General features: G+C 34.8%; 16 protein-coding genes. 3 read left to right on the top strand and 13 right to left on the bottom strand.

Annotation, left to right across the window (positions count from 1 at the left end; genetic code table 11):
• Positions 1-84 precede the first annotated feature (84 nt).
• A complete protein-coding gene (locus CLV90_RS03170; protein ID WP_133686061.1) occupies positions 85-1,497 on the bottom strand; it encodes a type III PLP-dependent enzyme domain-containing protein in 1,413 nt (470 codons plus the stop codon).
• A gap of 475 nt (positions 1,498-1,972) precedes the next feature.
• On the opposite strand from CLV90_RS03170, the gene CLV90_RS03165 reads away from it, so the two are divergent.
• Entirely contained in the window at positions 1,973-2,722 is a 750-nt protein-coding gene (locus CLV90_RS03165) for a hypothetical protein (RefSeq protein WP_243835253.1), read from the top strand.
• Positions 2,723-3,203: 481 nt separating this feature from the next.
• Here CLV90_RS03165 and CLV90_RS03160 read toward each other — a convergent pair whose 3' ends face one another.
• Positions 3,204-3,776 (bottom strand): RidA family protein, encoded by a 573-nt coding sequence (locus CLV90_RS03160; RefSeq protein WP_208295086.1) that lies wholly within the window; start codon positions 3,774-3,776, stop codon positions 3,204-3,206.
• 239 nt (positions 3,777-4,015) lie between these two features.
• Between CLV90_RS03160 and CLV90_RS03155 the strand changes: the two genes are divergently transcribed.
• Positions 4,016-5,260: an MFS transporter gene (locus CLV90_RS03155; RefSeq protein WP_133686060.1), complete on the top strand. Its 1,245-nt coding sequence runs from the start codon at positions 4,016-4,018 to the stop codon at positions 5,258-5,260.
• A gap of 74 nt (positions 5,261-5,334) precedes the next feature.
• Here the strand turns inward: CLV90_RS03155 and scpA are convergent, their stop codons facing one another.
• From scpA to CLV90_RS03100, 11 genes are all read right to left on the bottom strand, one after another.
• Positions 5,335-7,497, bottom strand: a complete 2,163-nt coding sequence (scpA, locus tag CLV90_RS03150) for a methylmalonyl-CoA mutase (RefSeq protein WP_133686059.1) — start codon at positions 7,495-7,497, stop codon at positions 5,335-5,337.
• Positions 7,490-8,863 (bottom strand): methylmalonyl-CoA mutase subunit beta, encoded by a 1,374-nt coding sequence (locus tag CLV90_RS03145; RefSeq protein ID WP_133686058.1) that lies wholly within the window; start codon positions 8,861-8,863, stop codon positions 7,490-7,492. The genes scpA and CLV90_RS03145 overlap by 8 nt, the downstream gene beginning before the upstream one ends.
• A 106-nt stretch (positions 8,864-8,969) precedes the next feature.
• Positions 8,970-9,776 (bottom strand): DUF6503 family protein, encoded by an 807-nt coding sequence (locus CLV90_RS03140; RefSeq protein ID WP_133686057.1) that lies wholly within the window; start codon positions 9,774-9,776, stop codon positions 8,970-8,972.
• A 277-nt stretch (positions 9,777-10,053) separates the two neighbouring features.
• The gene (locus CLV90_RS03135; protein WP_133671524.1) at positions 10,054-10,209 is read right to left on the bottom strand and encodes a YqaE/Pmp3 family membrane protein; all 156 of its coding nucleotides are present in this window, start codon (positions 10,207-10,209) and stop codon (positions 10,054-10,056) included.
• A gap of 107 nt (positions 10,210-10,316) precedes the next feature.
• Positions 10,317-10,733, bottom strand: a complete 417-nt coding sequence (locus CLV90_RS03130; protein WP_133686056.1) for a response regulator — start codon at positions 10,731-10,733, stop codon at positions 10,317-10,319.
• Positions 10,734-10,744: 11 nt separating this feature from the next.
• Positions 10,745-13,009, bottom strand: a complete 2,265-nt coding sequence (locus tag CLV90_RS03125) for a PAS domain S-box protein (protein WP_133686055.1) — start codon at positions 13,007-13,009, stop codon at positions 10,745-10,747.
• Between the two features lie 350 nt (positions 13,010-13,359).
• Positions 13,360-14,484, bottom strand: a complete 1,125-nt coding sequence (locus CLV90_RS03120; protein WP_133686054.1) for a glycerate kinase — start codon at positions 14,482-14,484, stop codon at positions 13,360-13,362.
• Positions 14,485-14,494: 10 nt separating this feature from the next.
• Entirely contained in the window at positions 14,495-16,099 is a 1,605-nt protein-coding gene (locus CLV90_RS03115; protein ID WP_133686053.1) for a sodium:solute symporter, read from the bottom strand.
• An 86-nt stretch (positions 16,100-16,185) separates the two neighbouring features.
• Positions 16,186-16,779 (bottom strand): GNAT family N-acetyltransferase, encoded by a 594-nt coding sequence (locus CLV90_RS03110; RefSeq protein WP_133686052.1) that lies wholly within the window; start codon positions 16,777-16,779, stop codon positions 16,186-16,188.
• A 17-nt stretch (positions 16,780-16,796) separates the two neighbouring features.
• Positions 16,797-18,110 (bottom strand): amylo-alpha-1,6-glucosidase, encoded by a 1,314-nt coding sequence (locus CLV90_RS03105; RefSeq protein WP_133686051.1) that lies wholly within the window; start codon positions 18,108-18,110, stop codon positions 16,797-16,799.
• 177 nt (positions 18,111-18,287) lie between these two features.
• Positions 18,288-20,963: a TonB-dependent receptor gene (locus tag CLV90_RS03100; protein ID WP_133686050.1), complete on the bottom strand. Its 2,676-nt coding sequence runs from the start codon at positions 20,961-20,963 to the stop codon at positions 18,288-18,290.
• A 195-nt stretch (positions 20,964-21,158) separates the two neighbouring features.
• On the opposite strand from CLV90_RS03100, the gene CLV90_RS03095 reads away from it, so the two are divergent.
• Positions 21,159-22,184: a LacI family DNA-binding transcriptional regulator gene (locus tag CLV90_RS03095; RefSeq protein ID WP_133686049.1), complete on the top strand. Its 1,026-nt coding sequence runs from the start codon at positions 21,159-21,161 to the stop codon at positions 22,182-22,184.
• The last annotated feature ends 47 nt before the right edge of the window (positions 22,185-22,231 follow it).

The raw sequence follows: 22,231 nt of genomic DNA, 5'->3' as shown, positions 1-22,231 counted from the left end.
GCTATTGTTAAGTGGTTTTTTAGTACTATTTTCAATTCTATATACGAATTTTTATAAATATCGGTCTTTGTAATTATACTATTTTTATTCATCTTCAGCAGTAACATCATACCCTAAAATATCTAAAAGATCTTCTGCCTTTTGTTGGGCTCTGAACTGTTTGTAAGTGAAGTTACCGTTTTCATCCTTATCTATCAAAATATGTTTAGGCTGCGGTATTAGACAATGCTGTAACCCGCCATAACCACCAATAGATTCTTGATAGGCACCTGTATTGAAAAAGCCTATATATAATGGCTTCTCTCTTTTATATCTAGGTAAATATATAGCGTTCATATTTTGCTCGCTATTATAATAATCGTCACTATCACAGGTTAGACCACCAAGCAAAACACGCTCATATTCATCGTTCCAACGATTAATAGGCAACATTATAAATCTTTTATTGATTGCCCAAGTATCTGGTAATGTTGTAATGAAAGATGAATCGATCATATTCCATTTCTCGCGATCGTTCTGTTGCTTCTGATATAATATTTCATAAATAGCGCCACCACTTTCACCTACTGTAAAGCTACCGAATTCTGTAAAAATATGAGGTACAGGAACATCAGCCTCTGAACATGTAATATTGATCTGATTTAAAATCTCATTGATCATGTACTGGTAATCGTACTCGAAAGCCAATGAGTTTTTAATGGGAAAACCTCCACCAATATTTAAGCTATCTAATGACGGGCATATTTTCTTTAAACGAACATATACTTTTAAACATTTTACAAGCTCGTTCCAATAATACGCATTGTCACGAATACCTGTATTAATAAAAAAGTGAAGCATTTTAAGCTCAACCTTGTCATTATCTTTTATTTGATTTTCGTAAAAAGGAACAATGTTTTTGTACCCGATACCTAAACGCGAAGTATAGAATTCGAATTTTGGTTCTTCTTCTGATGCAATACGAATACCTACTTTAAAGGTGTCATTAATAGCATCTGACAATAAATCTATTTCTTCATAATTATCAATAATAGGTACACAATTTTGATGCCCACTATTGATTAATCGTGCTATATTGTCAATATATTTTTCACGTTTAAAGCCGTTACAGATAACATATGTTTGATCGGTTAATTTACCATCTTTCTTAAGCTTCTCGATAATATTAATATCAAAGGCAGATGAGGTTTCCATATGGATCTCATTCTTTAAAGCTTCATGCATTACATGTTGAAAATGCGAGCTTTTAGTACAATAGCAATAATGGTATTTACCCTTATAATTATTCTTCTCTATAGCATTTGCGAACCAATTTTTAGCTCTAAGTATATTATCAGAAATTTTTGGTAGGTAAGTGAATTTTAATGGGCTACCATATTTTTGAACCAATTCATTTAAGGGTATGCCGTGAAATTGTAGGTACTCACCATCTAAATTAAACTCTTCTTGTGGAAAATAATAAGTTTGATCGATAAGATCAATGTATTTGGTATTCATGAAATTAAGTTATAATGAAATTTGATAAAGTATAAATATAACAACTAGACTTATAGTCGAAAGTTAAGAAAATGTAATCATCTTAACTCGGTATCACACCAAGATTTGTTTCTGTGTGGTAGGAATAAAGAAATAATCATGCTGACTTTGCATGATTGCAGTATATAAATTGGAAGTTTGCTTTACTAATCGGCAACCTATCTTATAAGCCATTTGTGGGAAAAACTTCCAATTTCCCTCAAACCCGAACATAGAATTACGATACATAATGTTCAGCTAAAAGCTTGAAATATCGAACACACAAAGTAGCGCGTAAGAACAGGACAAATGAAATCAAAAAAATTGAAAAAACAAGGGTTTTCAGTTTTTTTACGACCATCAACATTTTTTTTAATAATTCTATTGAAATTGTTTTAATTTAACATATAACTAATTTATTTTTAGATAATTAACAAACGAAAATTAAATTATTCGAATGAAAAATACACCTGTATCAGCTCCTTTTCTAATCTGTATACTATTTTTAATTGGCGATTTAGTAGGTTATAGTCAAATTCCAACTGGTATTTACACCGATACCATTGAAAGTAATGGCAAAAAAAGTGTACACCAGGTTAAAGTAAATGACGATTATTTTATCTATAACGAGTATGAAATAGCCCCGAATAATTTTATAAAAACCGTAGGAGGATTTATTCAGATTGATAACTCCGCATCGAATAGTCTTTTAGTGGTTCTCTTAGAATTTAATTCTGATTATGAAAAAGATAGCGTTAGACAACTCTCCATCCCTTTTAGTATGGAAGGTGAAAAGCTTAAAATGAGTTGGTTTCAAGAATTGACCTTAACACCAAATAATCCTTCAACACAAGACCTCGATGGCGGGTGGCTTTTTGCAACCAGAGGACCAGATACCGGTCAAGATAGAAGAGGCGAAGAAAACACTAGAAAAACCTTAAAACTTTTGATGGACAATACATTTCAGTGGATTGCCTATGACACGGAATCTTTCCGCTTTTCTGGAACAGGCGGAGGATCATACAGTGCAGAAAATGGTATTTACAAAGAGTATATAGAATTTTTCTCTAAAGACAACTCTAGAGTTGGTGCACAATTAGAATTCAATTATAAACTCGAGGGTGATGATTGGCAACATACAGGAAAAAACAGTAAAGATGAGCCAATGTATGAAATTTGGAGCAAAAGGGATATGATAGGAATGTAAAGTGACATCAGTTTATCACTAGTGAAAATATCATAATCTAGTTTACGCTTATTAGAAAATGATTGTAATTCTATTAAATTACTGCGGTTCATCGAAAATAACAACGGTTGAACGTTACCCTGCCATACTTTTTATAGTTTAGCTGAAAATTCCTACTTATGTCCAACTACATTAATCTTTTCGGATTTTTCGCAATTTGTCTAATTGTTGCCTTTTTGGTGGTATTTATTTTTAGTGAGAACAAGAATTAGATGAGCAAGATCTATTCTATTTAAATACATTAGTCATTGCTATATGGCAAAAGAAAAGCCGATTAAATTAATCGGCTTTATAGAACTAACTCAAATTATGAACATATCCTACTAAAAGGTACCACAAAATTATGGCTCTTAACTTGCTATAATGTGACGTAAACATCAACCATCTGTTATTAAATTGATTTAACTCTACTTTGCAATCATTTTCATTCACCTGAAAATTCCTACTCATAAACCTCCACAACCATCTCGACCTCAACAGCCATATTACCTGGCAATGAACCCATACCTACGGCAGCGCGTGAGTGTTTTCCTTTATCTCCAAAAACGGCAACCATTAAATCAGAATAACCATTAATTACTTTTGAGTGGTCCTTAAAATCTGGGGAGGCATTTACCATACCATGTACACTAACAATTCTTTTCACTTTATTTAAATCACCAAGTTCAGCTTTTAAAACTGATAATTGATTAATACCTACCTCTCGAGCAGCTTGGTAACCTTGTTCGATAGTTAAACTATCTCCCAACTTACCAACTATATTTTCACCATTAGCCTGTTTTGGACCTTTACCTGCTAAAAACATAAGATTACCTGTTCGTACCGCATGCACATAATTTGCAACTGGTGTACCTTGATCACGTAATACAATCTCTAAACTATCTAAAACAGCTTCTGGGTTATAATTAATGTCTGCTTTAGCACTTGTAGTTCCATTTTCTACCATAGTTGGCTTGTTTACATCGCCACAACTCAGAACAAAAGTGGCTAGAAGAATTAAAACACAGTATTTCATAGTATTTAAATTAAAGGTGGTTATTTAAGACTACAAGGTACCTAATACTTCATTATCAACACAATACCCCTAAATTTGAGATATAATGTATTGCATAAAAGCCAGTAAAAAATGTGTAAATACTATTTTTTGTGCTTTCTGTCGTACTTAAGGTATCATTTTACTAAAAAAGCACTGATATTATTTCATTTTTATTAGTTTAGCAAATTAACCAAAACAACAACTAAATCAATTCAAATATGGACAGTTCTAACTCAACTTCTAAAGTAAATGCGAATAGGCTCTTTTATGCCAGCTGTTTCGCTTTAATTACCACAGCATTCTCTTTTGCCATTGCGGCAGGTATTTTGGATCAATTAAAAACTGAATTAGAATTAAGCGCTAGTCAAGCCGGTTTAATTACATCTATGTGGTTTTTAGGTTTCCCAATTGCAATGGTAATCGGTGGTTTAATTTATCATAAAGTAGGTGGCAAAGTAATTATGCAGTTTGCATTTTTTGCACATGCCATTGGTATTTTACTATTAATTTTTTCAGGAAGTTATATGGGACTTTTAGTAGCTAATCTATTAATAGGTCTTGGTAATGGGTGTACCGAAGCTGCTTGTAACCCCATGATTGCAGATGCTTATAAAGGTAATAGAATGAGTACGATGCTAAATAGGTTTCACATGTGGTTTCCTGGTGGTATCGCTGTAGGTAGCTTGCTATCTGGCTTTATGACAGATTTCGGTATCATTGGTCAAAACCAAGTATGGTTATTATTAATACCAGCTGTTATTTATGCATTTTTATTTTATGGTCAAACTTGGCCTAAAGCAAAAGTGGAAGAAGCTGCTACCATTAGCGGAAACTTAAAAGGAATGTTTACTCCCCTATTCTTGTTTATCGGAATATGTATGGCACTGACCGCAATTTCTGAATTCGGACCAAATCAATGGGTAGGTCTTATTCTATCTAAAAGTGGTGCTGAACCAACATTAATTTTAGCACTGACTGCAGGTTTAATGGCTGTAGCACGTTATTTTGGTGGTAGCATGGTTGCAAAATTTAACCAAACGGGAGTTCTTTTAGGATCTGCTGTTTTAGCAACTTTAGGTATCTATTTATTTAGCACACAAACCGGAGCTATGGCTTATGTTGCTGCTGTAATATTTGCACTTGGTGTTGCTTACTTCTGGCCAAACATGATTGGTTTGGCTGCAACAAAAACTCCAAAAACAGGCGCTTTGGGTATGTCTATCATCGGAGCAATAGGTATGTTTTCGTCTTCTATCTTTCAACCCATCATTGGTAGTTGGATCGACGCTGACAGAGCTGCTGCTGAAGCACAAGGTTTTACAGGTGATGAATTAGAGTTAGTATCTGGTCAAGACACCTTAGGTACTATGGTATTATTCCCTGCTATTTTAATAGTTCTATTTACCATTCTATACTTCTGGCTAAAGAATAAAGAAAGTAACGTAGAGGTTGCCGCTGCGTAACAACTACAATTGACATAAAAAAATGCCGAGCAATTGAATTGTTCGGCATTTTTTATTTGATTTAATGTCAGTTTTTACTTTAGAAGCAATTCTAACAATTGTATGGCCGCATCACTAATTTTGGTACCTGGCCCAAATACTGCAGTAGCACTAGCCTCCTTTAGAAAATCATAATCTTGTTTCGGTATTACCCCGCCAACAATAACTATTATATCTTCGCGACCATAGCTTTTTAGTTCTTTAACCACTTCTGGCACCAAAGTCTTATGTCCGCCAGCGAGCGATGAAATTCCTAATATATGCACGTCGTTCTCTACTGCTTGTTTAGCAGTTTCTTTCGGAGTTTGAAAAAGCGGACCTATATCTACATCAAACCCTAAATCGGCGTAACCAGTTGCCACAACTTTTGCTCCACGATCATGACCATCTTGCCCCATTTTGGCAACCATAATACGTGGTCTACGACCATCTTTTTCTGCAAATTGATCAGCTAGCTCTTGAGCCTTCTTAAAACTTGAATCATCTTTTATTTCTCTTGAATACACACCTGTAAATGAATTTATAATTGCCTTATGTCTGCCAAATGCCTCTTCTAAAGCACTACTTATTTCACCTAAAGTGGCTCTTTCTCTTGCGGCAGCTACTGCTAAAGCTAATAAATTTTCTTGCGAATCGCCATCTTCAAGTTTACTTTTAGCCGCCATGGTCAGCGCCTTCAACTTTTCATGAACTACAGCTGTATTTCTACTTTTCTTTATTTCATCTAATCGCTGTAGTTGCTGTCTACGAACCTCTTTATTATCAACCTCTAAAATCTGAAGCTCATCTTCTTCGGTCAATTGATATTTATTGACCCCTACAATCACATCTTGCTGACTATCAATACGTGCCTGCTTTCTAGCCGCAGCTTCTTCAATTCTAGTTTTTGGTATTCCGGTTTCAATCGCCTTGGTCATACCACCAAGGTTCTCAACTTCTTCCATTAGCTCCCAAGCCTTATGCACCAACTCATGTGTAAGTTTTTCAACATAATAACTACCGGCCCACGGATCTACGATCTTGGTAATATTCGTTTCTTGTTGCAGATATATCTGAGTTTCTCTAGCAATACGCGCAGAGAAATCTGTAGGCAGCGCTATGGCCTCATCTAACGCATTTGTGTGTAAGCTTTGCGTACCGCCAAAAACGGCTGCAGAAGCTTCTATAGTCGTTCTTGCTACATTATTAAATGGATCTTGCTCGGTAAGGCTCCATCCGCTAGTTTGGCAATGCGTTCTTAGCATTAACGATTTTTCGCTCTTCGGATTGAATTCTTTCACCACTTTTGCCCAAAGCATTCTTGCTGCCCGCATTTTGGCAATCTCCATAAAGTGATTCATCCCTATTCCCCAGAAAAAGGAAAGACGTGGCGCAAAATCATCAATCTGTAATCCCGCTTTTATTCCAGTTCTTATATATTCTAATCCGTCAGAAAGCGTATACGCCAACTCTAAATGAGCCGGGGCACCCGCTTCGTGCATGTGATATCCAGAAATACTGATACTATTGAATTTTGGCATGTGCTTACTGGTATATTCAAATATGTCTGCCACCAATTGCATAGATGGTTTTGGCGGATAGATATAGGTGTTACGCACCATAAATTCTTTAAGAATATCGTTTTGTATGGTACCCGCTAACTTATCTAACGAAACGCCCTGCTCTTCAGCAGCCACGATATAAAATGCCATAATTGGAAGAACCGCCCCATTCATGGTCATAGAAACCGACATTTCATTTAACGGAATACCATCGAAGAGCACTTTCATATCTTCAACGCTATCTATGGCAACACCTGCTTTACCAACATCGCCCACTACTCTTTCATGATCACTATCATAACCTCTGTGGGTAGGTAAATCAAACGCGACCGATAACCCCTTCTGACCTGCTTTTAAATTCTTTCTGTAAAATTCATTACTCTCTTTAGCCGTTGAAAATCCGGCATATTGTCTAATCGTCCATGGGCGTAAAACATACATGGTCGAATAGGGTCCGCGCAAAAATGGCGGTATACCTGCACCAAAATTTAAATGCTCGATATCGGCTATATCTTCTTTAGCATATTTCTTTTTTAATGAAATTGTTTCTGCCGTAGTAAACATTGATTCTTGGGTTTCTGAGGTACTATTCTTCTGAGTATTACCTAGTTCTCGAGAATCATTCAATTGAATATGTTGCAAGTCTTTTCTACTCATGTGACAAACGGTTTTGCTCTAGTTCTTCTGCCAATCGTTTTTCGATAATCGGAGTAATCAATGTTTTTCTAGGATTCTTTTTTACGAACGGATAGAGTTCTATTTCTTGTGCCATTTTATCATTCTCATTTTGGTAGGCATTAGAACCTACCAAAACAGTTTTCTTCGTATTAAATTTCTCTTGTTGCTTTTGAGCACTATCAGCAATTCTATTCTGAATGGTATGATTTTTTAGCTGTTTTAAGAATCCGCCTTCCTTTTCAATTGCCTTAAACAAAATCAAGGCTTTCTCAGCTAATTGCGTACTTATTGTTTCAATATAGTAACTGCCTTCAGCTGGGTTTTCTACCTTATCAAAATAGCTTTCTTCTTTTAATAGAATAAGCTGATTAAAAGCTATACGTTCTGCAAAATCATTATCCTTTTTATATTCAGAATTGTAATTTAAATTAAATACAGCATCAGACCCACCTAGTACCGCAGACATACATTCGGTTGTAGTTCTAAGCAAGTTTACATTATAATCGTAAATGGTTTTATTTCGTCTAGAAGGCTGTGTAATAATGTGACATGGAATAGCAATTTCATATGCCTGTGCAAGAACACTCCAAAGATTGCGCAACGCTTTTATCTTAGCGATTTCGAAGAAATAATTACCACCTACAGCTACCTTAAAATCTACACTTTTAAGTTTAGCGAGATTATCACGTTCTTGTAAAATATTTAAATATTCATTGGCATGAGATAAGGCATTTGCCAATTGTTGCACCATATCTGAACCGGCATTTTGGTAAAGTGAAACATCTACACTCAATAAATTATCAATATTAAGTGTTGTTAAATCATTGACTAGATTAATATCTGAAGGCATAGATTCATACCAATTTCCAGATTTTGCCAGATGACCAATAGGGTCTATTTGAAAATGTATTTTATTAGCGTTAGAAACCTTATCTAGTGTTCGGGTTATATAGTCTTTAGACAAAAATTGCATATCAAAATAGACATTGATTGCATTTAAATCAATATTGTTCAAAATAACTGAAGTATCTACTGCATCGGTCGGTATAACAAATTTAATAGCTTCAGCCCCTTTTGCTATATATTTCAGTGCTTTTTCATTAGCCATTATGGCATTACCTGCGTAGATAACCTGACCAATATTCCAAGAAGTAATATGAGAAGAAGTAACTGTTATATGCTCTAAATCTTCTGCATGGTAAAAAGGTTTTACTTTAATACCTTCAGGAGAATTCCATACCACTTCTTCATTATAATCTTTCCCCTTTAAATCATATTGAATTTTCTGTTTCCATTCTTTTTCAGAAATGGGATTAAAATTTTCAAATAAGGTCTTACCCTTCATACAAGACGGAATTTAATTAAAAAACAAGTTCGTTTAATGTGCATTGAAAATGTATCAAACACAGTCTTTCAAAGATACGATAAGTAAATTGTGTTCTAAAAAGGCCCTACTCTATACCTTCCGCATTAAGATTACGAACATCTTCCGTTTCTATTCTAGACAATTCTTTCAACTCTTCTTTTTCTAAAAGAGCTGGAAGCTCTTTTAGCGGAGTGCCAATAGGAGCTTCCCAATTGATATAATCTTGAAAACGAATACCGTCTATAGTTCTTGGGTTATATGCACTTCTAAAACGTACACCGCCATTATTGGTACTGTAGCTATATGCCAAATAATTTATGTAGTGCGATTTTTTATTTATCCAATACATAAAAACATCATCGTGATCGGTACCACCACCTTCTTTACCAAATGTTACCCTAATAACATCGTAATCTTCACCTTTGATTACGGTTTCACCAACATCCTCTTTCTGTACCGCTTTATCATTTAGTTTATGTGGCAACGTGGCAAAATAAATAACTGAATTTAAGGCATTACTATATTTTGCTATGTCTTTCTCAGATAGATCTACCAATTTATCATTGACCTTTCTAGAAAAAGAACCGTTTTGTAATACATCTTCGATATTATTTTGCAAACTATCCTTAAAATTAACACGATATAGGTATCCATCATTATTATTAAAAGTGTACATTTTATTTCTAAATACGAACTCATAATTAGCGGTATCGTAAAAGCTACCGCCATGTGATTTTATAGTATTTTGCACAATAGCCGATGTTTTCTCTTCCTTCAATTCTTGAGCAACTTTTTTACTATGTGCTTCACCAGTAGTGCGCTTATCAACATCTTTACAACTAATACTTAATAAAAATATAATACCAAAAACTATTCTTAAAAATTTACTCATGTCTTCAAAATTAAATGGAACAGTAGGTGAATTCTATCGCTAAAAAAATAATAGTCGTAAGAGCTATTTACACCTAACGAGTCAAAGTTATTATATAAAAGAACGGTTTAACAGATTGATTATCATAATTAATGTTAATAGGAAACTGATTCTCAAATACAGACAAAAGAATAAGCTAAAAAAAGAAACCGCACTAACCAACAATTGATATTGGAGATTAGTGCGGTTTACTTGTCTTTGCCAACAAATATATAGGCAAAACTATAAAGTATGTAAGTTATTCTTGATTGACAACAAAAGCATGAATTACACCGGGCAACCAAGCTAGCATAGTCAATAAAATACTGATCAACAATGTTGTACCTATACCATGTTTTAGAAAAACAGCTAATGGAGGTAATAAAATATTTAGAATTATTGTTAAAAGCGACATAGAATTATTTTTTGGTTCGTTCAAAAATACCCAGTTCAAGCTTTTAAGCTTAACTCGATTCATTCAAATGATAACCTGAAACGCGATTATAACAATCTCTTGGTTTGTTAGCTTCTACGGTCCTCCAATAATTCTTCAATAATATTTTTTAATCTATTTAACCCAATTGGTTTTACGATATAATCTGAAATTGCACTAATTTTATTTGCCCTTTCTATATCTACAGGATCTAATGAAGACGAAACCATATAGATAGTGATTTTTTTACCTACTCTAGGTTTAATTTTCACATATTCTTCCATGAACTGAAATCCGTCCATGATTGGCATATCAATGTCCAAGAAAATAACATCAGGAAATACAGAATCTTTTTCAAGATTATCAAGCATAAAATTTATAGCCTCTTCACCATCAGAAAAAGCCATTATTTCCATAGGGAATTTCGTTGATTCTAATGCTTTTACCATTGTAAAACGGTAAATCGAATCATCATCAACAATACATGTTTTTAAAACGTCATTCATAGTAAGCCTAATTAAAAAATTATTGTGAAAGTTGTTCCCACATTTACTTCACTGGTCGCTGTAATATTGCCTCCCATTGCTTCAACCTGTGTTTTTGTAAGGAACAAACCAACACCTTTTGCATCTGGGTGTCTGTGAAATACCTTATTTAGTCCGAATAATTTGTGACCATGTTTATCAAGATCAATTCCCAATCCGTTGTCTCTAAATGTAATAATATTTCTACCATTCTTAACCTTAGACCGTACTATTATTTCTGGAGCCCTGTCTTTTGCTTTGTACTTTATGGCATTGCCAATCAAATTAAGGAAAATACTTTCCATATATATTTTATTATAAGTGATATTCGACACTTCTGTAAAATCTCCTTTTACAACTGCTCCTGAAGTTAAAATTACACCACTTAATGTTTGCGTCGTATTTTCTAAAATTTCATTCAAGTCTATATTTTCCAATTCTTCTTGGGCATCGCTAATTTTCGTTTTTAACGCTTCTATTAATGTATTCAATGTTAAAGTAAGGCGGTCGATTACCATATCAAACTTACCGAATATATCTCTGCGTTCTTCATCATTTTCTGAAAGCTTATAAATCTCCATCAATGAATTTAAGTTCGCAACCGGTGCTCTTAAATTATGCGAGGTAATGTGTGTAAAATCTGCAAGTTGTTTATTCTGATATGATAGTTTTTGAGCAACAACTTCTAATTCTTCTTTAGCATCAATTAATCGCTGTTCAGCTTTTTTAGATTCGGTTACATCTTGGCAAGTACCTATCATTTCAACAGTTTCCCCTTTGTCATTTGAGATAACATTCGCCAATATTTGAATGGTTTTAACATTACCTGCAAAAGTTATAATTCTATGTGTAAGGTTTCCAAATACCTGCACCTCTTTAGCTTTTTCAAAATGTTGCAATACAAGCTCCTTATCATCATCATGCACCATGTTAAAATAAGTTTCAAAATCGATTGTATAGGGTTCTCCAACATGATCCAAAAGAGCATAAAGATTTTCAGACCAAATAGCGATATCTTCAACGATATTCCAATGCCAATGCCCCATTAAACTAATTTTCTCGGCTAAATTTAACAGGTCATTTTTTCTATGCAGTTCGTCCTTTACTTTTTTAATTTTTGAAATATCTGTAGCTACGGCAATAAAACCTTCATTTATACCCTTCTCATTATTAACAGCTGTTATTGTTGACAATACCGGAAAGGTAGTGCCGTCCTTTCTTTTATAAGTCCATTGTCTAGTATCGTTAATATTTTCGTTTCTATAGTTATAATTTATATCTGTAGCATCTTTACCAAACTCTATTATAATATCTTTTTTGAACTGATCTAATTCTTCTGCACTGAGATAAATTTCCGGTTTTTGTAAACCAATCATTTCTGCAGCGGTATACCCTAGCAATTTCTCTGCACCATTATTAAAACGATTAATGATTCCGTCTTTATCAGTAGTTATTACTACAATAGATGATGAATTGAATATAGCTTCTAATTCCTTATCTGCTTTATTAAGAAGTTGCTCGGTAAGCCTAATTTTACTTACATCTTGTAAAATTCCATAAAATCTTATTGGCACTCCAGATATACTTTCTACTTTACCTAAAATTTTCGCCCAGACAGTATTCCCTTTTGCAGTAAGCATTTCTACATCCATATCTACAGCAGAACCATAATCAATTGCATTTTGAATTGCAATTTTAGCAGCTTGTCTATCCTCATCATATTTAAAAAATTCTAATGCACCATCTACTGTTGGTCTAAAATCATCTGCAACTTCATAGATTTTATAGGCCATTTTATTCCATAAAAGCTCTTGAGTAGAAAGGTTTATTTCCCATGTTGAAATACGTGCAATTTCGCTCGTATCATTTAAAATGGATTCAACACGTTTTTTCTCAAGTTCCTTTTCTTTTTGGTCTGTAATATCACCAGTATGCATAAGTAAGCCACCTATTTCACCATCCAAATTATACCATGGTCGTACATCCCAATAAATCCATTGAATAGAACCATCAGCACGAGGAAATGGTGCCTCCTCACATATGTTAACCGCTCCTTTTAGACATTCCTGGTGGTCTTTTTTCCAATCATCACCAATCTCTGGAAAAATGTCGTAATGACAATGCCCAACTACATCTTCATACGTTAATTTATAATCTTTTAACCACCGTTTAGACACTGCTAAATACACCATATTGGTATCTAACATAGCTATAGCCGTTGGCGTTTGTTCAATAAATATTTGGTGATGCTTTTCCAAAAGCTGGGGATTATTACGATAATGACTCAATTTATTAATTTTAACAAGTATATATGTTAAAAATAGTAATAAAATACTGATAAGTAATGAAATGGGGATATGACCTCCCTTAAAAAAGGTTTTTGGTAATGAATGGATATGACTTAAAAATAAGGCAAAAAGGTAAAAGGGAAACTGTCTAGATATTAAGGACAGCTCTTATAGTTTTGAGTTTTTTACTTCTGACTTAGAAGGAACTTATGAGGTTATCTTAAATGGTTTTAAGAATTACCAGAAGGAAAATACGATGTACAGTTTCCACTTGAATTAGTAAGATGAATTTAAGCTATATTAAGGTCTATTAGTAATCTTTACTTCAATAAACTTGCAAAATTATACGAGGCATTTACAAGATTTTCCCTGCTATTATTCATCGCTTCTTTTAATGTAGAAATACCTCTTACTATGGAAGAAACATAGGCTAGTCCGAATTTTTTCTGTTGTGCTACGGTTATACTTACCGAGCCACACAAGGCTGCAACAGGTATATTTCTAGAAGCTGCCGAAGTAACTACGCCGTCAATAGTCTTACCAGAAAGTGTTTGTTCGTCTAGCTGACCTTCACCAGTTATAATCCAGTCGGCTCCTTTAATGACGTTATCAAAATCTGCTAGTTCCTTTATTAAGTTATTACCAGATATTAATTCGCCATTTAGAAAAACAAGGGCGCCACCGCCAACACCACCAGCTGCACCAGCGCCACTTATTTTCTGTAAATCGATTTTATAACGACTTTTAATTATTTCTGCAAAATTGCACAAACCCTGATTTAGAAATATAATCTCATTTTCAGAAGCGCCTTTCTGTGCCCCATAAACATAAGCGGCGCCTTGTAAACCGTAAAACGGATTGGTAACATCGCAAGCCACTTTAACCTTTACTGAATTAAGTCTTTTGTGCTTATTGGAATCGTCTATTGATTTCACCTTTGACAGATTTTTACCGATAGTACTCAATTCTTGTCCATCTTCATCTAAAAAACGATATCCCAAAGCATTTGCCATACCCATACCGCCATCATTTGTTGCACTACCGCCGATACCCAAAATTATTTCTGTAGCTCCTTTCTCTAATGCATCATAAATTAATTCACCTGTACCAGATGTGGTGGTTTCCATACAATTAAACTCCTCAACGTTCAGCAGTTTTAATCCCGATGCTTCAGCCATTTCTATGTAGGCTATTTTAGTAACGTCAGAATATAAATAAGAAGCATTAATAGGTCTAAAAAGAGGATCGTTTACAGTTACCGTAACGGTATCTCCTTTTATATAATGCTTAGCGACTTCCATAGTACCATCGCCGCCATCTGCCAAAGGTCTTTTTATAATCTCGGCATCTTTAAAAACCATTTTAATACCTTCCTCTACGGCATCGCAAAATTCGAATCCGGTCAAGGAACCTTTAAACTTGTCGGGAGCTATTACAAATTTCATCGGCATATTTTTAATTCAAAATATTAGGTAATGAAATACTGAACAATACAATTAGTAAAAAGTAACCTAGCAATATAGCTACCTCTTTTTTACCGGAGTAATAGGTAACCTCTAGACCTTCGTTCACTTTACTTTTTACGGTATAACTCAGAGCAAGAGCAACTAAAATTGTCACCAAGCAACCTAAAGCATTCCACCAGAACCAAAATATTTGTGGCACGTATAGCCATAAGTAAATATTGAACAACACCCCTACTACGATACCGATATTGGCACCAAGGGCATGTGTTCTTTTAGTAAGAATTGCCAAAATAAAAGCTGCTAAAATAGGACCGTAGAAGACGGAACTTATCTTATTAATAACTTCTATTACAGTACCTTCTATATTACCCGCAAAAAATGCAAAGAACAGACATACCAGACCCCAAAAAATTGATAGTAATTTTGAGTAGGTCATGTATTTTTTATCAGGCATATTAGGGTTGAATCTTTTCACAAAATCCTCCATAGTTACAGCAGATAAAGAATTCACTGTAGAACTCAATGTAGACATTGCTGCAGACATTATAGCCACAATCAAAATACCTATCACTCCATTAGGAAGATATTTTATGATAAAAACCGGCACCATTAAATCTGCCTTTTTACCTGCTAGAGAACCAATATTCGCTTGATACACCGTTTCCATCTGCTCTTGAAAAGTTACATCTTGCAATAATAATGTACCCAACACAAGACCCATGATACAGTAAGTCAACGTAAACGGAAAACGAAGGAGTCCGTTCGCCATCATCAATTTTTTAAGGTTAGACATGCTACTAGATGACAACAATCGTTGTGATTGCGTTTGATCAGTACCATAGTAAGAAGCATATAGAAAGAATCCTCCAATTACCATGGGCCAAAATCCGAATTCATCATTACCATCGGCATTATTGAAGCCCCATTTGCTGAAATCTACTGCAGTAATTCTATCGGTATCAACATGGGTTAGAAAATTATCTACTCCGCCGAGTTCACTAAATCCGAAATACAAACAAATGATAATACCAATAAATAGGATACTCATTTGAATGACATCTCCCCATATCACTGCCTTCATTCCGCCCTGAAAAGAATAAACCATGGTTATAAGACCAATAATTAGAATAGAAATCCAAAACTCTAAGCCGATAGTAGCTTGTAAAATTAACGCCATGGTATAGACCATAACCCCTGTAGCTACCGATCTACTAATTTGAAAAACAAAGCTTATCAATAATCGAGAAGAAGCGTCGAATCGTGTTTCTAAGTATTCATAAACACTAACAATACCCGACTTATATAACGTTGGTAGCACTGCAATTAATAAAAATGCCATTGCCAATGGTACACCTAATTCATAGGTAAGCCATTGCATACCACCACCTTCTTTTAGACCAACAAAAGCAGGTGCAGAAATAAAGCTAATAGCAGATAATTGGGTAGCCATTGCCGATAAACTTAAAGGCAACCATGATGTTTTACGACCACCTAAAAAGTAATCTCCACCCGTATTATTATCCTTGAACATAAAGCCCAATCCTAAAAAACCCACTAGGTAAACGACAATAATTATATAATCAACGTAATTCATATCCTAGTTTTTATTTTTTTTAATTAATATGCCGACACTAACGATACCTAGCACATAAAAAGCGACTATAATGTAGTCAATGTAATTCATAATTTGTTATTTAAAACTCCTTTAATATTGCTATGCCATTCATTGGATAAGATTCCAAACAGCTCGGCATCAGCTCTTCCTTGATAATCAATAGAAGGAAAAAGGTTACGAACGCTACCTTCATGTACACAACCAATACTTTTCATCGCTGCAATACTTAACTTATTTTCCGCGTGCGCACCTAAACCGATTCTCTCTACCAAGAGTTGCTCAAAAGCGAACTGCATCATTAGATATTTACAATTCTTATTTACACCTGTGCCCCTAAAATTTTTACCATACCAAGTATATCCAATCCTAATTCCTTTCAGGTCTTTTGAATAACTAAAAAACCGAGTACAACCAGCAAATTCATTTTTAGCTTTATCCAACACTGCAAAGGGATATTCCAATTTATCGATACGATTGGCAATGGCTTCATCAATATAATCTTCAAACCTATTTAGCCCATTTGAAGGACCAAGAAAGTATGTCCAAAGATTTTTTTCTTTTGATATATTGAGCAAAGGAGCGTAATGCTTCTTTTGTAATGGAACCAGTTTTACGACATCATTCTCTAAAACGTAATTTGTCTCAAAATCCAGTTGCATAAACTCAGGTATAAAATTTAATCGGTATTCACCATATCAATAAACAAAGCGGCACTCCAAGAAAAGTTATTTCCACCATAACCAGGGGTATTATCTTCACCAGTGTTTTTTCTACAATCAAAATACTCGTAAAAACCATATTTCTCTATAAGCTCAATACTATCATGCTTCATACGTGCCGCAACATCTGCAAATCCATAATTTTTAAGTCCTAGAAAAAGCATCCAGTTCATGTTGATCCAAACAGGACCTCTCCAGTATTTTTTAGGATTAAATCGATCGTTTGTAGGGTCGAAAGAGGCACATAAATATTTATCGTCTCCACCAAACTTATCCATCATAGTTTTCACCAAAACCTTAGCTCTTTCTGGTGAAGGAATATTTGCAAATAATGGAGAAAAAGATGAAGAGGTTATGTGTCTTATAGGTTTTTCATTTCTTAAATCGTAGTGGACATAAGCACCTAATTCAGCATCAAATAACTTTTCATTAAAGCTTTTAATACTTTTAGCTTGCCACTTTAGAATGGTCTTAATTTTCTCTTCGTTACCACCAATTAGTTCATATAATTCTATTAATGCTTGATTAGATTTAATCAACATGGCATTAAATAAAGGATCTTGAACCAAAAATGGAGAAAGCTCTGCTATTTTGGCATCATCATAATTGTTTTGCTTGGCTATATCTATGATGTGCAAATAGTGATCATACTCTCTTTTGGTCGGACGCTGAGAAGCGTCTACATGCGTAGTATCTTTTCTTACAAAAGTATATTCTGGCGGATTCATAGTCTTCCAGATATCATCCCAAACAGGAGAATTATCTGTACCAGATTCCCAGTTGTGATAGATGTATACCAAACCTTCATTTTGCGGATCTCTATTTTCATAGAAATACACATGATTTTCAAAAACTTTATCGATATCCTCTTTGATATAGTTGAGCATATCTTCCTTGTCTTCTGCAATACGATACATTTCTTGCAGCACAAAACCCGTTACCGGTGGCTGGGTCATACCCGTAGACCTATATTTTTTGGAGGATAAGGGATGTAATTCAGATTGATGAAAATCTGCCCCAGGAAAATAAGAATCGTTATCTGTATGAAAAACGATATGAGGTATAAAACCATTTTCCCATTGCGCATCTAGCAAGGTTCTCATTTCAGCCTTTGCCTTTTCAACATCGTAATGGGCAAAACCTATAGCAATAAATCCAGAATCCCACTTCCATTGAAAAGGGTATAAACCAGCACTAGGTATAGTAAATCCGCCTTCTTGAAAATTTGCATCTAAAACTGCAATTGCTTTTTTATATAATTCTTCGTTCATATTATCTAGTAAATAACCTCGGGACAAGCCCGCGAGGCATTAAATTGAAAACATAATTAATATTTCGACGCAAGCGTCAGTGCATTTAATTCTCGATTATCGAGTAAATAAAACACATTGGCAATTCTCCAACTACCAATGTGTTTAACAATTAAACTTAAACTAACACAACTTCTTCTAGAAATTGAAGGTTGCCGTTACGAACAATCTTCTAGGTAAAATTGGTCTTCCAACAAAAAACTCAGATTCTGTTTGACCAGCTGAACCAGCTCTAGGATTACCTTCTGTGATACCATCACTATCGAATAGATTAAAAACTGATACACCTAAACGAAGCGACTGATTAGCGTCTTGTTTTGAGAATGTATAACCAGCACCTAGTCTACCAATTGTTATGGCATCTAATTCTATATTATTCGTATCATCTGTAAACTTTGCACCAGTGTAATTGAATCCAAAATTTGCATCGAAAGCAGCATTGTCATAGTACAATCCTAATCCGCCCAATAAGTTTGGCTGTCTTGCCAATTCGTTACCAACATTAGCTTCTGTAGACGTACCGTTTACTAAATCGAAATCGGTGTTTTTGGTAATTTCATGATTTTGATAAGTAGCATTACCTCTAAGTTTTAAGAACTGTGCAAGGGTATAATCCCAAGTAGCCTCAATACCTATAGTCCTAGTATTTTGCTCTGCTCTTGTTTCATCGATCAATTGACCACCAACAATTGCTTGGCGAATAGATATACGATCTTTAAGACCTACATAGTACCCTGCAACAGATCCTGAGAATTTCTGGTTTCCGAATTTGGCACCAGCTTCAAATTGAATAATATTTTCAGCATCGTAAGGACTTTCAGAAATACCAGGTACCGGAGCAAAACCTCTTAATTGTGGAAAGAAATATCCTTTAGAGAAGTTAGCATATAGGTTGGTTGTTTCAGTTAACTCATACAAACCAGCTAAAGACAATGCCCAAGCACTTGCATTTACTTCAGTTCTTAAGAAAGAACCATCTGCAGTTTGTACATCGCTAAGTTCTGTTGTGATATCTGGAGTATTATAAACTGTTTCGCTCATAATACCACCACGACTGTTGATACCATCTGTATGTTCCCATCTGAAACCAACATCAAAACGCCATCTGTCTAAGATCATCTCATCTGTAACATATAATGCCACTCTATTTTGAGAAAGAAAGTTATTAGCTGTCTGACCAATACGGTTATAAAGTCCGCCTTGAGAATACACTACATTATTACCATCAGCATCGGTATAATTTAAGTTTACCAATTGTGGGTTGTTATTGAATTCTGTCAATACTCTGTACTGATAGTTAACATCTTCAGCCTCTGTACGAGCGATATAAGAACCAACAGTAATGTTATGGTTACCACCATTTGCTGTTTCAATAGATTTTGTCAAATTGATCTCACCAGAGTAATCTGTCATTGGGCGTAAACGATCCACATGTAAATTATCGATTACTAAATCGTTACCATTAATTTGAGAACCTGATCCACTTTGGTAAGCAGCAGTATACCCTAAGTTACCAGGAGCGATACTTTCTACGTAATTATTAAGCGTGATAGGGTTTCCGTTTGCACCATTTCCACCAACATAAAGAGCGAAATTGTGCTTGTAGTTAGCATACTTGATTTTAGAAGTCAACTTAAGGTCATCTTCAAATCTGTAATTGAAATCTCCCATTAAATAACCACCAGTAGTAGAAACACCATCAGCTATAGGGCTATTGTAAGTTCCACCAGGAGTATTGAATGAAGTATTCGCTAAGTCACCAGATAACAACTGTTCAACTGGGTTACCATCATTACCATTTATACGCTCTCTGCTACCACCACTTAATGGTATAGGAAGATAAAATTGAGCTTTATCGTCTATAAATTGTCCGCTTAAGGTAAAAGAACCGTTATCGAATTTCTTTTTGATATTACCTCTAAATTGAACACCCTTAGTTGGTAAACCTACGTCGATAGGACCTCTATCATGACGTACAAAACCTGTAAAAGCATAGTATGTATTAGAATCTTCACCACCTAGCTGACCACCAGAATAGAAATCTGTTTTAATTCTACCTTGGTTGGCAACTTCAATATTGATAATATTACCAGGGTTGGTATCACCTGTTTTACTTGTGTAGTTGATAATACCGGCAACAGAACCTGCACCATATAATACAGCTGCACCACCACGAACAAATTCAACACCTTTAAAACCTATATCTGGTCTTGCATAGACATCGTGCGCAGAAGAGTTTAGTCCGAAAGAACTAATCAAAGGCATACCGTCATACTGTAAAGGGTTAAAAACATACTGACCACCAGAAGGTAAACCTCTAACGAATATGTTACTTGCCGTTTCACCACCACCACCTTCAGCGGTAATACCAGGTACACTTCTTAGAATATCTGCCTGGCTGTTTGCAGAGAGCTTAGTAATCTCTGCCATTTTCACCGAACTAATTGACAATGGTGCCTGCTTTTGAGAACGAAATGTACTAGAAGCTGTAAGTACAACTTCATCTAGTTGCTGACCACCTTCTTGTAGCATTACATTTACCGTCTGTGCTGTACCATTTAAGTTTAAAGATTTATCAACAGATGTAAACCCTATATATGATACACGTAGTATTTGAGCACCAGTAAGATCTGTTGAAAAAGTGAAATTACCATCAAAATCTGATGTTGTACCCGATGTACTACCTGTAATTAAAATGTTAGCACCGGGAATTGGCTCTCCTGAACTGTCTGTTACGGTTCCTGAAATATCGGTCTGTGCAAAGGAGCCTGCACTGATAAGAAGTCCGATTACCGCAAAAATAATTTTCTTCATAATGTTTGAGTTTTTTTTAAGTTGAATCGATTTAAATTATCAAATCGTTGATTGTGAGACCAAATTATATGAATATAGCATTCTATTAACCAAATATTAACGAAATATCAATGCAAACGTTTGCACAAACGTTTGCAATTTATTTTGTAGTATTGTATTTCTGATAAAATAATTATAATTCATTGATATTCAATCGTGAGCAAAAAAAGAAATACTACATTAAAAGAATTATCTAAAGAATTGAGTCTATCAATTTCCACAGTTTCTAGGGCACTGAATGATCACCCAGATATTAGCCAAGAGACGAAAGAAAGGGTTCGAAAGCTAGCTAAGCAAATGAATTATGTACCCAATTTATTTGCAAGAGGCTTTCGATCTCGTGAAACTCATATACTTGGGGTCATCGTACCAAACATATCTCATTTGTTTACCTCAACTATATTAAAGGGAATTTTAGAGGAAGCCGAACTACGCGGATATCGTGTTATTATTTCAGAATCGAATAATAATGAGATAAAACAGGTAGAAATGCTAAACACCATGACACAATTTGGTGTCGATGGTGTATTGATGTCATTGTCCAGAAAGACAATCAATGTTGAAGAAATATTAAAAATATTAAACCGCATACCTATAGTCCTGTTCGATAAAGTGTCAAGTAAAATACCCTGTACACAAGTTGTAATCAATGAAGAGGAAGCTGCATTCAATGCCGTTGAGCATTTAATTGAATTGGGTAAACAGCGTATTGCTATAATTAAGGAAACAGAAAACTCTTATAATTCTGAAAAAAGGTATGCTGGTTATTTAAGAGCTTTAAATAAATATGGTATACCAGTGCGCGATAAACTAATTTTAAGTACAGAAGATATTTCATTAGGAAACGGAAGACGATTGACCAACATTCTTTTAAGCATGAAGAAGCGCCCTGATGCCATTTTCGCAATAACAGATAATGCTGCCATCGGCGCAATAAAGGCACTACATAAATTCAAGGTAAAAATACCTGAAGAAATAGCCGTTGTAGGTTTTAGCAACTCCATCAACTCCACCATCGTAAGTCCCGCATTAACCACAGTCGATCAACCTGGCGATAAAATAGGACGTACCGCAGTCCGTTTTTTAATTCAAGAACTAGAAAACCCTACCAATGATGTAATGACAAAAACCGTTGAGATTAAAACCAGCCTTATCGTTAGGGATTCTTCTTTGATGGTGTAAAGCTACATGACCTCTTAAAACAGGTAGACATCCACTTTTAAAATGCC

Origin of the sequence: Maribacter spongiicola (assembly GCF_004364165.1) — a bacterium.
GTDB classification, from domain to species: Bacteria; Bacteroidota; Bacteroidia; order Flavobacteriales; family Flavobacteriaceae; genus Maribacter; species Maribacter spongiicola.
This window is presented reverse-complemented; position numbering and strand designations above follow the sequence as displayed.